Annotated in this window: 8 protein-coding genes; 3 read left to right on the top strand and 5 right to left on the bottom strand. The window is 41.6% G+C overall.

Annotated features, from left to right (window positions below; genetic code table 11):
• Positions 1–33: 33 nt before the first annotated feature.
• The 4 genes from B0I21_RS17970 to B0I21_RS17985 all read right to left on the bottom strand — a co-directional run bounded on the left by B0I21_RS17970 (position 34) and on the right by B0I21_RS17985 (position 4212).
• Positions 34–411: a hypothetical protein gene (locus B0I21_RS17970; protein ID WP_133641879.1), complete on the bottom strand. Its 378-nt coding sequence runs from the start codon at positions 409–411 to the stop codon at positions 34–36.
• Positions 412–630: 219 nt separating this feature from the next.
• Positions 631–1134 carry a DinB family protein gene (locus B0I21_RS17975; protein ID WP_133641911.1) on the bottom strand — a complete coding sequence of 168 codons (504 nt, stop codon included), beginning with the start codon at positions 1132–1134 and terminating at the stop codon, positions 631–633.
• A 1221-nt stretch (positions 1135–2355) separates the two neighbouring features.
• Complete coding sequence (locus tag B0I21_RS17980; RefSeq protein ID WP_133641880.1) at positions 2356–2697, bottom strand: hypothetical protein; 342 nt, start codon at positions 2695–2697, stop codon at positions 2356–2358.
• Between the two features lie 408 nt (positions 2698–3105).
• A complete protein-coding gene (locus B0I21_RS17985; protein ID WP_133641881.1) occupies positions 3106–4212 on the bottom strand; it encodes a TlpA disulfide reductase family protein in 1107 nt (368 codons plus the stop codon).
• A 1309-nt stretch (positions 4213–5521) separates the two neighbouring features.
• On the opposite strand from B0I21_RS17985, the gene B0I21_RS17990 reads away from it, so the two are divergent.
• The 3 genes from B0I21_RS17990 to B0I21_RS18000 are packed head-to-tail and all read left to right on the top strand — an operon-like array spanning position 5522 to position 12095.
• Positions 5522–6985, top strand: coding sequence for an alpha-L-fucosidase (locus B0I21_RS17990; protein WP_133641912.1), 1464 nt, complete (start codon positions 5522–5524; stop codon positions 6983–6985).
• 38 nt (positions 6986–7023) lie between these two features.
• A complete protein-coding gene (locus tag B0I21_RS17995) occupies positions 7024–9495 on the top strand; it encodes a glycoside hydrolase family 2 TIM barrel-domain containing protein (protein ID WP_133641882.1) in 2472 nt (823 codons plus the stop codon).
• Positions 9496–9500: 5 nt separating this feature from the next.
• The gene (locus B0I21_RS18000; protein WP_133641883.1) at positions 9501–12095 is read left to right on the top strand and encodes a glycoside hydrolase family 95 protein; all 2595 of its coding nucleotides are present in this window, start codon (positions 9501–9503) and stop codon (positions 12093–12095) included.
• Positions 12096–12529: 434 nt separating this feature from the next.
• On the opposite strand, the gene B0I21_RS18005 is transcribed toward B0I21_RS18000, so the two are convergent.
• Complete coding sequence (locus B0I21_RS18005) at positions 12530–14251, bottom strand: RagB/SusD family nutrient uptake outer membrane protein (protein WP_243836237.1); 1722 nt, start codon at positions 14249–14251, stop codon at positions 12530–12532.
• Between the last annotated feature and the right edge of the window lie 4 nt (positions 14252–14255).

Here is a 14255-nt window from a genome sequence, read left to right on the forward strand (position 1 = left end):
GCTGTACCGCGTGGCAAAATTGTACGCTTCAACTTATCGACGCCTAAAAATCCGGGATGAGCCAACATGCCATAGATATCTTAAGAAAAAAACAGTCGTTGACAGCATATATCTAAAGAACAAAGGCAGTAAACAGATAAGAAATATTAAAATAGAGACACTTAACTTTGTCAGAAAATCAATAAAAACAAGCAAAGTTTGAGTAAATGGGGCTACAGCTACAACACCTGATCTAGCCGATGCCGCCGCACACATGGCACCTTCCATGAGTTCAGTGAAAGGAGGATCAAAAATTACATTATAAACGATTAGCGTTAAAAATGCTGAAGCAGCAACTTTTAGAACAATTAAGATCGATTCTAATTTAAAAAAATAAATATAAACAAGGCGACTTCCGTTATTTGATTCCATTGAAAAAATGATTTCAAAATAAGACGATTTGCGATCCTGTTTGTCCCGATAAAATAAAATTTATATGGACAACCAGGACCAGAAAATGTAATAGTGTACATCGGCGTCAATTACTCTTCACCAAACAAGATCCTTTTTATATAGTATTCCATTTTACATAACTAAGTATCTCGCTGGTTATCAAACCACTACTATTATTACCTCGTTAGCAAATGCATTTTACTTAGTCTGTCGATGCAACACATTCCAAAAGTTGTAATCCAACATTGGGGGATTTGGAATTCCGACATTATGTGCAATAGTTACAATTTGACCTCGATGATAGGTCGTGTGTAGAATTAAATGAAATAAATATTCGTATTTCGGAAAATTTGACGAAAACCATTCGGAGTCGATCAAATAGCGTTTGCACATATCGTCACCGTTATCCTTTACATAATCAGCCAGCAACTTCGCTTCATTTAGCAATTTATCCATTTCACTCCTCACGTCAACTTCCATAGGATTATAGTCGAAATTTGGCGTGGGCGATTCACGGATCATTGAAGACCAGTATAATTGAGTGTCACTAATGTGCTTGAGTGTCCTTGCTATACTGGTGAAGCTTGATCGGCATTCCTCATATAACATTTCATCACTCTGCTCCCAAAGCCAGTCTACCAATTGTGTTGTAACCCAGATATTATAATCTACGTAATTTACTAATGATGCTTTTATATTCACTGCTATATAATTTTTGTTTTCTCTATATCCTATCAAAAGAACACATGTTACGGCAAACAACCGAATTTTGTTGCTAAAAAGTGTTGTTAAACTTTTACAGGTTCAACATCCCAGTTAATTACTCATAAAAAATCAGCATAATATACTTGTTTCATATTTCGTGTGTATTTATTTTAAAATACGGTTGAGAAATGATTATGTCCCTAAAAAAGAGCAAATAAATTTGCTCCCTATCGCTTTCGGAGGCAGAATACCATACAGATTGGCTTTAAAGACATTGTTCTACATCCGAAAGCAGCCCGATTTATCTGCGCAGATCCGACCTCTGTATAAAAGCGGCTCGCTGATCACGGCAAAGCTATAGGCAATAGACCTGATTTTCCTATTCTTGCAATGACGTTAGCAGACGATTGTCCTGCTGCTGATCAGCGAGCCATCATGATCTTCCGTAGGCTCGCTATATCGGCCCATACACATTTCCCAAGCCGCCAAACTATCGTTTTGTTACCTCGTCAACGACATGTGTTACAAAACATTCGAATTCGATATCCTCCAGATTTAATTTGATTTTATTTACGGAATCTCTCACGATATCAAATTGAATTTTAATACCTACTATGGTAATCGGTTTTCGGCTTATCCTCGATTAAAAAATTACTAAGCCAATACTATCGCAATATAGTTGCGATAAAAAATTATGATCTTTCAATATGCAAAAATTAATATCTTAAGATTTGTACGTGACAGACCTAAATTATATTATCACTATCTCATCAAAAGAAAGGTGATTAAACATCCTACTGCAAAACTGACAACAGGAACCACCAGCACCAGCACAATCAAACGATCAGTAAAACGCTCGTTTTCCGGGTTATAATTATTCATTGACATGGTTATAAAATTTAAAAAAATGACGGTGTATGACTGCTTTTTCATCATTATTGCCAGAACCTTCGCCACACTTCTGCTCAGGCTCTTTACAATATAAAAGCACTATTACAGAAGACGGCCCGATTTGAGGTTTGTCCCTCATTCGTTAAAAGAATAATCACATCATTATTAAACTTTCAAAGTTCCATATTGCCAAAACATTGTGCCTGCGGCATAAAAATTTCTAATCAATCCTAATACCCGACAAACAATAGGAAACCGGCAACTACCCAAACGGGTAGCTGATCTGCAGCGTGCACCATATATCCATTGCTTTAATCAATTAGCAATCTAACCTACAGTGCTATGTATTTTGCGTTCACAATAGTGGCCAAGGAAGTTGATGATGTGGTCAAATAATAAGCTGTCTATAGAATCAATCCTTGTCCATTCTTTTTGAGCTGTAAATGGAGCGTCCTGCAAAGCAGCATGAAAAACAAAATTATGGGGGTAAAGCTCCAGATCCGATCTTTTTAAAAGAATGAAATTGTAGTCCGTGTCGACAACGAATATAGGTTTCAAATCCGTCGCATAGATAAAATATAATGAGTCATGGTAGGACAGCTCCTTCACCATAAAATTTGTTTTAACTTGATCCTGCAAATCCTTGATCGTGTTATTGATGATACCCATAAAGTCGTTGATCTAGTGTTAATCTCTATTTCAATTATAATAGACGTCAAAACACATCTTTTGTCCCTATCTATTTACCACAGTTACACACCTGCCTGTTCAATTTGGTAAAAAATATGATGAATGAACGGTGGACCTAAAACACGGCATATCCTCGCAGACACTTTATCGCCCGCCCCGTGGCTGAGAATTAATATAGCTTACCCTAATAGATTTCCGAAGATAACATAAAGCAGACGATCCATGTATATTCCGTTCTGAAGCGTATACCTACATGTTTAGTCGAGAAAAACAGTACCTAAGCTCGCCAAATGCACGAGGTCAGTTATCCATAAAAACGCTTTTAACAAGGATCTGTTCGCTAAAGAACGGCAACTTCCCCTCACTATCGGACTGAAGGTCGGGATTTTAAAATATTTCCTCAAGCTTCTTTATTAGATCGTCTCCGAAAAGATCCTTTGCGATAATTTTTCCGGATGGATCAATGAGATAATTCGTGGGAATACCCTTTAATCCATACATTCTTCCTGCAGCATTCTCCCATCCCTTTAAATCCGAAAGCTGCGTCCAGTCTCCCAATCCATCATCGTGTATCGCGTTCAGCCATTTGTCATGACCTTTCTCATTGTCCAACGAAACGCCCAACACGGTAAAGTCCTTATCCCTAAAGGCCTGAAACGCTTTGACCACGTTTGGGTTTTCGGCACGACAGGGTGGACACCAGCTCGCCCAAAAATCCAGCAAAACATATTTGCCGCGAAACTTTGCCAGAGAGATATCCTGACCCGTAGTATCCGGCTGTACGAAAACCGGTGCCATGGCTCCAATACGTGTTTTGCGAATGGTCTCTAAGGCCATTGCATATTTTTTTCCGGCATCGCTAATTTTCACCTTATCATCGAGGCCCTGGAAAAGAGATTCCAGAAACTCAACATCAGATTCATCAACAATGCTTTCTATAGCACGTATGCTAATAATGGAATTTGGGTGCGATTTGGCAAACGCCGAAAAGATGTTTTTTCCAACGGTGGCAACATTTTCAGTTCTGACTTTCACTTGCGCCTTAAAAGCCTCCGTGTTCCTTTCCTCTTCCCCAGCTTGTCCATACCATTCCCACATATCATTGGTAAGGTTCTGTACCTCTTGAGCGACTTTTAAAAACTCAAGGTAATCTTCGTTTACCTTACCGGCAAGCACATTTGCTTTGGACAACTCGGTTTGCTTTCCGGCGATCGTAATATTGCCGGGCTCTACATAGAATGATAAACGTGGATTACTTCTTGACTGCCCAAGCGATTCACCCACCAGGAGAACAGCGGGCGTTGGTTCGTACAAGTCAAAAGAAAAAATAAAATTACCATTTTCCAGACGCAGGGAATCCGATTTTTCCCCATAATGCAGAAATACTTTTTCATTCCCTGAAGTCCCGGCTATAGTACCCGAGATCTTAACGCTCTCCTGCGCATAAAGTGCAAGTGGCAAAATTGCAGATAATCCTGCTATTAACTTTTTCATTTCCTTTCAAATATTTATTTTATTTTTTAATAAATAGATTACACTTTACATCGGGATTTTGCTATTGATTCGTCGGTTCCATATAACGAATGCTCAACGTAAAAAACTCATTAACAATCGAATTCAGAGCCTTTGAGTGAGTCAATGATCAAAATTCACATTGCCCCCGATATAATTCGCCTTTTTAATAAAATATATGCTGAACGACGCTGATCGATATGAAAGCTTCGAAAAGTCGGAAGACAACCTATCACCTTTGCGATCATTTTATATGCTTGAGGACTATTGTTCATCGACAACCAATAAATCTTTTATCTTGCGTTAGACATAGTGACGATCGTTAACAGTAATTGTCCCATGAAAAAATCAGAAGTATCTAAATAACGCTAACGAATATGAACACATTGCCTTCCATATTTCAGTTAATAAAGGACGAACTATTGCTCACAAAAAAAATGTCAGCTTTAAAAACAGCCGATGGATCTGTTCGCTTTATTTTTTTAAACTCGATTTTCGTAGAACTCTATATAATAAATGTGCACCATCCTGATTAGGGCAGTACACATTCATATTTATTGAAACAACGAACCCCAAGGTTACAAACAGAATTTTTAATAGTTATTATTTTAGACGGTCGAGGTATTATATTGTCCCGGAATATCAAAAAAAATAGACAAACAGAATGTAGATTTATTGTACAAAATGATTTCCAGCCTTGATATCATATTGAAGGTTTCGCGGTAAATCAAAATTGATTTCATTAACTCATTCAATTTTATGATGCTATGCTGATCAAATAACGCTAGTTCTGAAAACTGCGGGAAGCCTATATCGTTAGGTTTACGAAACTATTTAATTTAAGTTGCTCCACAGCATAAAATGCCGCTTGGGATTAAAAAATTTCCTTGAATTTTGATTAAATAGTAAAACAAAGATGCCATGTACCATCGTTACAACCGTACTTTTGATATTTATATCAGATATATAGGACCGAGCCTCCTTAACTCATTAATCTCTGGGGACAATTTCCTATTTCGAACGTCTTAATACCACAGCCGCATTTAAATATAGCATATAAACCAGATATTAAGATCGGAGAAAGTTGACACGGAAGGCCTGATGGTTTATGATGCAGCTTATAGCTCGGAGCTACAAAGGAGCTAGATATAAAATATTGGTCAGTTTTCCCGTGAAGAATATTTAATAAAATGTTGATAATAACGCAATAAAAAAACCATCAATAAATATGAAAACATTCATCTCTAGCGACGAATGGGCGGAAACGCGCGTTAAGCAAAAAAAAAATCAAATGTTACACATAATGAGCTTGAAAAACTATTTAATATTATTTTTAATTGTTTGTTTTTCGTTCTCCAACGTGCATGCTCAATCCCCAACTAGCACCAACCAAGATCGCTTGCAATGGTGGAAAGAGGCCAGGTTCGGACTTTTTATCCACTGGGGCGTCTACGCCCAATGGGGAGGGGTCTATCACGGACATCAGCAAGCGAGATATGGTGCCGAATGGATCATGAACCGGTCGAAAATACCAGTGCAAGAATATCAAGACACCGCTAGATCATTTAATCCCATCAACTATAACCCAGAGTCCTGGGTACTTTTGGCTAAGAATGCCGGAATGAAATATATTATTATTACGGCCAAACACCATGATGGCTTTGCGCTGTTCAAATCACAAGCTAGCAATTTCAACGTAGTGGATTTTACCGCGTATGGGAAAGACCTGCTAAAACCGCTGGCAGAAGCCTGCCGGAAACATGGAATTAAATTGGGTTTTTACTATTCTCAAGCACAAGATTGGAACAACCCCGGCGGTACCGCTGCGCGAAAGCTTATGAGAGAAGGGTGGCCTAATCCCGACTCAGTGAAGGTAGACGCCTACACAGCTGCTCACAACGGGCATTGGGATCCCATACAGTACAGTAAGAGCTTTGAGCAATATATCGATTCGGTGGCCGTACCCCAAGTTCGCGAGATCTTGTCCAATTATGGCGATGTTGCTGTATTGTGGTGGGATACCCCGGTCGGAATGACCGATGAGGCGGCCCAGAAACTCCATGATCTGTTGAAATTGCAGCCGAACATCATCACAAATGATCGATTGAAAAGACCTAATTTTCTAGGCGATAGCAAGACTCCAGAGCAAAGTATTCCTACAAGAGAAGAGCTCGACGGCAGCAATTGGGAAACATGCATGACGATGAATGGCAGTTGGGGGTACAAAAGCTGGGACCACAACTGGAAATCCACAGAGACGCTGATCCACAACTTGATCGATATTGCGTCCAAAGGAGGCAACTACCTTTTAAACATAGGGCCGAAGCCGGACGGAACCATTCCAGAGGAAAGCATAGAAAGACTAAAGCAGATTGGCGAATGGATGGCCGTTAACGGCGAGGCGATCTACGCCACGCAACCTAGTCCTTTAAGGCCTTTAAAATGGGGTCGATGCACAGCAAAGCATAACCAAGAGAATACGATTTTGTACCTATCTGTCTTTGACTGGCCGAGTGACGGAGTATTAAGAATACCGGGGCTATCACATGAAGTCGTTTCAGCAGAATTAATCTCCGATCGAAAAAGACTGAACACGAAATTAGATGGTAATCAAACCCTTATCGATATCCCTCAAAAAGCCCCTAACGACATCGCATCCGTTATACGACTTGAAGTGAAAGGTCACGTTCAAGATGCGAACGTACAGAACCCCAAAAAAAGTATGAACAGCGGCGCGCTGGATGAGGGAAAATAGCGACACTTTAATCGAGAAAAGTATATTATATTACTCTTATGTTAAAAATTGGACTACTCCTATTCATAACATCACTGTTCCTACAGATCCATGTTGCCAACGCTCAACATACAGAACGGCTCAGCGATGACTGGTCTTTTTTACGCAGCGATCTTGGAGGGATATGGGAAGCGGTGAGACCAGTCGAATCGGGCAATCCTGAATCACTTCCAATATGGGATACGATAGATCTCCCCCATTGCTACAACGCATTCGACGCTGTAGACCCCGATTTGAACTATTATCAAGGACCAGCGTGGTACCGGAAATCTGTAAAAATCAGAAACCCTTACCAAAATGGTCGCACACTACTGCATTTTGAAGGCGTTGGACAAAAAGCTGAGGTATACGTCTACACAACCAAGGTTGGTGAGCACGTAGGTGGCTACGACGAATGGTCCGTGGACATTACGGAAGCGGTAAGGAACTTTAGTCAAACTAGGGAATATGTAGATCTTTTCAAGGGTCATATCCCCATTTCGATTCGAGTGGATAATTCAAGAGATTTAAATATGATACCCTCAAATTTATCCGATTTTAATCTCTACGGGGGGATATACCGCCCGTTGAACCTGCGCTACGTGCCGGCAATAGGCATCGATAAAATTTTTGCAACGGCAATGTTCGATCAAAATACGAAAGAAGGAAAGGTGTCGTTGAAGACCAGGATATACACGGCAAATGCTATACCTGCCAAGGCAGAGATGCAAGTAAAGCTGATCGATCCAAATGGCGAAGAGATCACTTTGCCGGCTCCTTCCATGAATCTTGTCGAAGAACAGGTTATTGGAGATTTCATCGTCAAAGAGCCTGTCTTGTGGAGCCCGTCTAAGCCTGCCCTCTACACATTGATTACGACGATCAAAGCTGGCGGGGATACCTATACCGAACGTACTAAAATCGGTTTTAGAAACATTGAATTTATTAAAAATGGACCTTTCCATTTAAACGGCGAACGTCTACTTCTTAGGGGAACCCATAGGCATGAAGACCATGCCGGGGTTGGGGCTGCTATGACCGACGAAATGATCCTCAGGGAGATGAAAATGATCAAAGATATGGGCGTCAACTTTATCCGGCTTGGTCATTACCAACAATCCAAAACCGTACTAGAAGCTTGTGACAGCCTAGGTATATTGGTTTGGGAAGAGATACCATGGTGCCGTGGCGGTATCGGAGGTGATGTTTACAAAGAGCAGGGTCGGAGAATGTTAACCAATATGATTGAGCAACACTACAATCATCCATCGATCATCATTTGGGGGATCGGCAATGAGAATGATTGGCCGGGTGATTTTTCAGAATTTGACAAGGAGAAAATCCGCATGTTTATGAAGGAGCTCCACGATCTCTCGCATCAACTGGACCCGCTTCGAAAAACCGCTATTCGACGTTGTGAGTTTTGTAAGGACATCGTCGATGTGTATTCGCCCTCTATCTGGGCCGGTTGGTACCGAGGTGTATACACAGACTACAAAAAAACGTCTGAGGATGCAATGAAAGACGTAGCACATTTTCTTCATGTGGAATGGGGTGGTGATAGCCACGCAAGAAGACATGCCGAAAATCCGGACAAAGAGCTAAGCAACATTAAAGGTGGATACGGTAACGACGAAAGAGCTGGCGATGCATCGCTGACCGGTGGCGCACCGCGCGTATCGAAAGACGGTGATTGGAGCGAAAGCTACATTTGCAATCTAATCGATTGGCATTTGAAGGAACAGGAAACGATGCCATGGCTTACCGGTACTGCATATTGGCCATTCAAGGACTTCTCGACACCTGTTCGCCCAGATAATCCCGTGCCTTATGTAAACCAAAAAGGCGTAGTTGAACGTGACTTTAAAAAGAAAGAAAGCTATTACGTATTCCAATCATATTGGGCTACGGAACCTATGATACACATATATGGACACTCTTGGCCCGTACGCTGGGGCGAAGCCAACGAAAAGAAGATGATTAAAGTGTACTCGAATGCCTCAGAAGTCGAACTTTTCGTCAATGGTCAAAGTCAAGGCACACGTAAGAGAAACTCACAGGACTTTCCCTCGGCAGGACTACGATGGATGGTTGATCTAAAAGAAGGACAGAATCATATAAAGGCTTTGGCAAAGATTGGTAACGAGACAATAGTCGATGAAATAGAGCAAAACTACCAAACAAAACGATGGAGTAGTCCAACGCAAGTTAGATTAGGTGAAATTGCCAGAGAAGGTGACTTGATTACCCTGGAAGCGACCCTTCTTGATAAAGACGGGAACATTAGTCTTGACACAAAGAAATGGTTGCATTTCGACGTGACCGGCGATGCAGAGCTTTTAGATAACTTGGGAACGTCGGATGGAGCCCGCAAGGTACAGGCATATAATGGTCGAGCTCGGATAAAGGTTCGAACGTTCTCCGATGATTGGAAGGCCTCCGTAAAATCAGCAGAGATACCTACTGCGATCCTCTCTACCCAAAACCACTAATGAGCATGGAATTCAGAAATATTTCGACAATAGTATTGGTCGCCACAGTCGTACTTTTGAGCAAGATCAGTGTGTTCGCTCAAAAAACCATGCCGGATAACTTATTTAAGTTGTGGTATGAAAAGCCAGCTGCTATTTGGGAGGAAGCGTTGCCATTAGGTAATGCAAAGTCGGGTGCAATGGTTTTCGGTGGAATAAAATCCGAACGATATCAGTTAAACGATAACACGCTGTGGTCCGGATTTCCAGACCCGGGAAACAACCCAAATGGACCCACAATCTTACCTGAGGTGCGGCAGGCTATCTTCGACGGAAGATATCTGGACGCTGAAAAACATTGGAGGAAAATGCAAGGACCATACTCTGCACGCTATTTGCCGCTCGGTGATCTATTACTGGATTTTCCTGACCACAATTCTTCGGTTTCCTCATATTACCGTGATCTGGACCTAACCAAAGCCATAAGCACTGTACGTTACACAATAGATGGGACGATATACACGCGAGAATCCTTCATAAGCCACCCCGACAAAGCGCTTATAATTCGTTTGAAATCCAATAAGAAAAAGAGGATTTCCGTTGATATATCATTAACGAGTAGGCTACGTCACAGGACAACCTCAACGAATAAAAACCACTTAGTACTTTTTGGTAAAGCACCAAAATTTGTAGCCAACCGTGCTTACGAAAGCGAACAGATTGTCTACGATGACGATAAGGGCGAAGGGATGAATTTCGAAATCCATACAACAGTAAGTCTGAAAGGTGGCAATAGCAAATACAGAAATGGAAAACTATCTATTACAAATGCTGATGAAGTCGTTATCTCGCTTACTGAAGCTACTAGTTTTAATGGATATGACAAATCTCCAGGCTTTAATGGCAAAGATCCTAGCATCGAAGCCAAAACGAATATGAGACGCCTGAAAAAATTCAACTATGATCAACTAAGGTTACGCCATATCAACGATTATGCAAAACTCTACAATCGAGTAAAAATTGATTTAGGAACCGACAACAACCTCATTAAACTACCGACAGATCAAAGGATCATCCATTTTGGTAAAAGTGGTAAAGACAATGCGCTTTTAGCCTTGTACTATCAATTTGGAAGATATCTACTCATCTCGAGCTCTAGACCCGGAAGCCTACCTACAAACCTTCAGGGTATATGGAATGACCTCATTCAACCTCCCTGGGGCAGTAATTACACCACCAATATAAACACCGAGATGAACTATTGGCTGGCAGAGAATACCAATCTTTCCGAATGTCACTATCCTTTATTTGATTTTTTAGATGATTTAGCGATCAATGGAGCGGTTACCGCGAAGGTAAACTATGGAATAAAAGAAGGTTGGACGGCCCATCACAACTCGGATATTTGGGCCAAGACATCTCCTCCCGGCGGATACGATTGGGATCCAAGAGGAATGCCCAAATGGTCGGCTTGGCCAATGGCAGGAGCTTGGCTGTGCACCCATCTGTGGGAACATTATCTTTTTACTGGGGACACCGATTTTTTAAAAAACAGAGCATATCCATTGATAAAAGGATCTGCACAGTTCATGATAAATTGGCTGATTGATGACTTGAAATCCCCTCATCTTGTAACTAACCCGTCAACTTCTCCAGAAAATACCGTTAAAATACAAGGCAAAGAATATCAGTTATCAATGGCTTCTACCATGGATATGTCTATCATCCGGTATCTATTCGACATCTATATCCGCACGGCCGATCTGCTAGATGTAGATGGGGAGTTGAAAGAAAGAATTTTGCAAGCCAAAACAAGGCTTTATCCCTATCAGATCGGACAATATGGGCAATTGCAAGAATGGTATCAAGATTGGGACGAACCTAATGATAAACACAGGCACCTATCACATCTATACGGTCTGTATCCGGGCAATCAGATCGATCCTAGGCATCAACCAGCATTAGCCGCAGCAGCCAAACAATCGCTCGTTCATCGCGGCGATATGAGTACGGGATGGTCAATGGCCTGGAAAGTAAACTGGTGGGCAAGGTTACTAGATGGCAACCACGCCTACAGCATATTGAAAACTGCAATTAATTATGTTGATCAGAGTAAGCAGGGAGAGCAACTCAGCGGTGGAGGTGTATATTTGAATCTATTGGATGCACACCCACCCTTCCAGATCGATGGCAATTTTGGGGCAACAGCAGGTATAACAGAAATGCTTTTGCAGAGCCACAATGGTGAAATTCATCTCCTCCCTGCGCTACCAGACGCATGGAGAAAGGGAAGCGTACAGGGGCTCAAGGCCAGAGGTAATTTCACGGTCGATATAGAGTGGGATAAAGGTAAATTGACTAAAGCTGTTATACGATCCAATTTGGGAGGCGATATTAAAATTAGGACAGCTGAAGTGGTAAAGGTTGTTGAAAAGACAACTCCACTGTCTGCTGGCGCAATTAAAAATCCCCTGTTGATTATTCCGGAAAAAATTACCTACAAAAATAATGCAGTTGTACCGTTAAACGAACTGGATATAGCCGTTGGTTATTCGATTGGTCTTACCACCGAGAAAGACAAAATATATACCTTGACGCCATTAGATCAAAGCCGAATGTAATTTACGATAAATCATCTATCTACATGGGCTTAATCTTGCCGTTTTGCTTCTCCAATGCCATCTAGCAAAACGAATGTATAGTGAAGAGTTCCATCACAAATCCAAACTGATAACAATCAGAATTTTCCCTATTTCAACAGGAATTATGTCGGCGTTAAATGCCGCAAAGAACAATGAGGTCTTTCATTGTTGTACATCTATGGCTACGCATCTGCATATTTCCTTGTCCCGGGCAAGCTGTCAAACATTTAGCAACTCATCATCCTAACTGAAAGTTCGGTTAGACCACTCCTATCAAATTGTTTTGGGTAGGCTTGCCCAGCTGGATAAACTCCCCTTGTATGTTGTTCTGCCCGGACCACTCCCGCGCACAATAAAGGCCACCCGAACGAGATGGCCTAAATAGATGCGATGGGAAATAAAACAATTAAATACTAATTTCGATAACCCGGATTCTGATCGATAACGGCGTCCGTATTTTGAGTTATCTCATTTTGTGGAATCGGCCAAAGGTTATGGTATTCTTTTATGGTCAATCCAGAAAGCGGATTGTATCTTGACACCCTATTATACCTCCTATTCAGCCTCCCCAAGGTGACTACTCTAAATTCCTCTGCGTATAATTCGCGGAGGCGCTCATCTAAAATAAAATCGATATCTATTTGTGCTGCCGCCACCGAACCTGCTTTCGATCTAGCTCTTATAAGATTTATGTCTTGGGCTGCTAATCCTGTATTGCCCATAGCTAGATAGGCTTCGGCCCTTAACAAATAGGTCTCGGCCAGCCGTGCCACGTATTTTGCGCGCCAGGTGAAGTTCTCGTTGCGCAATTGGCTTCCACCAAAAGGAGCCGGTGTCCCATTCAGATACGGTGCTGGAAAATCACCTCTAGATACAGTTGTTTTTCGGATAACCGGATAGAAACTACGGATCGTATCTCTGAATTCCACCGGAAGCACTTGAGCTTTATATCCATCAGCAACATACCATTTACCATAATGCGGAGAAGAGGTCGGTACTCCCTCTATGCGAAAGTCGCGCACAATATTCGCTGGAGAGTTTCGGATATCATTTTTGTCCGACCAGACTGTATATAAGAAATGTGAGGTAGGTCTTATCCAACCTACGCCTCTTAACGACACTTCGTCGTTGAACAATCCATTTAAAAATAAACGTGATGTTCTACCTGGATCGACAGAGGAAGGCAAAGCCAAACTACCTAAAGCTGGGACAATGGCCCATACCAATCGATCGCCGACAGATGCAGTATTGTTAAAAGTAGACTGAAGGGTCCAAAGCCCTTCCCTATTCCCAGAACTATAATTCTGATTGCCATATTCAAAAAGATCTCTGTATACATCGTTTTTGGGCAGATCATTGAGGCGTCTGCCGAAACGCTCCGTCATTAAGTGCAAACCGCTATGATTGATCACTTCTGTTGCTGCGGTGACCGCAGCTTCATGATCCCCTAGGGAAATCAGGGTTTCTGCAAGATAATGTTGCGCTATCTGCTTGTTGACCTCTCCATCTCGAACCTGTTCTATGTTTTTAAGCATTGATATCGCGGTTTCAAAATCTATACGGCACTGCTGGTACACTTCCGCTCTGGTAGCCCGAGTATAATCAAATCTTGGGACCGTCTGCCCGTCGAGTTCCAAAGGCACTCCGCCATACAAATTCGCCAACATGTTATACGAATATGCCCGAAAAAACAACGCCTCACCCAAGAATTTGTTCCGTTCATCGTCGGAAAGACTTTCGGACGAGCCTACCCTATTAATGACTACATTAGCATTTGTTATGATCTTGTACATCAACGTCCAAATTTCCTGTGGAACGGTATACGAGGGTAACATTGTTGCTTCGTATTCATTTAATTTTGCAGCGGGCGCGTAATCCGTTGCATTGTAAGCAAAGTCAGTTGCATAGAATAATCCGAAATAGGCGTCTAAATTTATATCATTCCCGTAGTGGATATTTCGCACACCATTGTAAAGATTGTTTATTGCCGTCTGAAATTGGCTTGCATTCTGAAGGGAGTTTTCCGGTGTGTAAATCGTGATTGCCTCTTCGTTCAGGAAATCACGATTACAGGAAGAAGTAAATACTCCAGTGGCCAAGCCTAAATAGATAATAGATTTAGATACTTTTATCATTTTA

The organism is Sphingobacterium paludis, from assembly GCF_004364125.1.
Lineage (GTDB): Bacteria > Bacteroidota > Bacteroidia > Sphingobacteriales > Sphingobacteriaceae > Sphingobacterium > Sphingobacterium paludis.

Bases quoted from the DNA above. Each gene is read 5' to 3' on its own strand.
- B0I21_RS17970 (WP_133641879.1), bottom strand. From the start codon at position 411: ATGGAATCAAATAACGGAAGTCGCCTTGTTTATATTTATTTTTTTAAA.
- B0I21_RS17980 (WP_133641880.1), bottom strand. From the start codon at position 2,697: ATGGGTATCATCAATAACACGATCAAGGATTTGCAGGATCAAGTTAAA.
- B0I21_RS17985 (WP_133641881.1), bottom strand. From the start codon at position 4,212: ATGAAAAAGTTAATAGCAGGATTATCTGCAATTTTGCCACTTGCACTT.
- B0I21_RS17990 (WP_133641912.1), top strand. From the start codon at position 5,522: ATGTTACACATAATGAGCTTGAAAAACTATTTAATATTATTTTTAATT.
- B0I21_RS17995 (WP_133641882.1), top strand. From the start codon at position 7,024: ATGTTAAAAATTGGACTACTCCTATTCATAACATCACTGTTCCTACAG.
- B0I21_RS18000 (WP_133641883.1), top strand. From the start codon at position 9,501: ATGGAATTCAGAAATATTTCGACAATAGTATTGGTCGCCACAGTCGTA.
- B0I21_RS18005 (WP_243836237.1), bottom strand. From the start codon at position 14,251: ATGATAAAAGTATCTAAATCTATTATCTATTTAGGCTTGGCCACTGGA.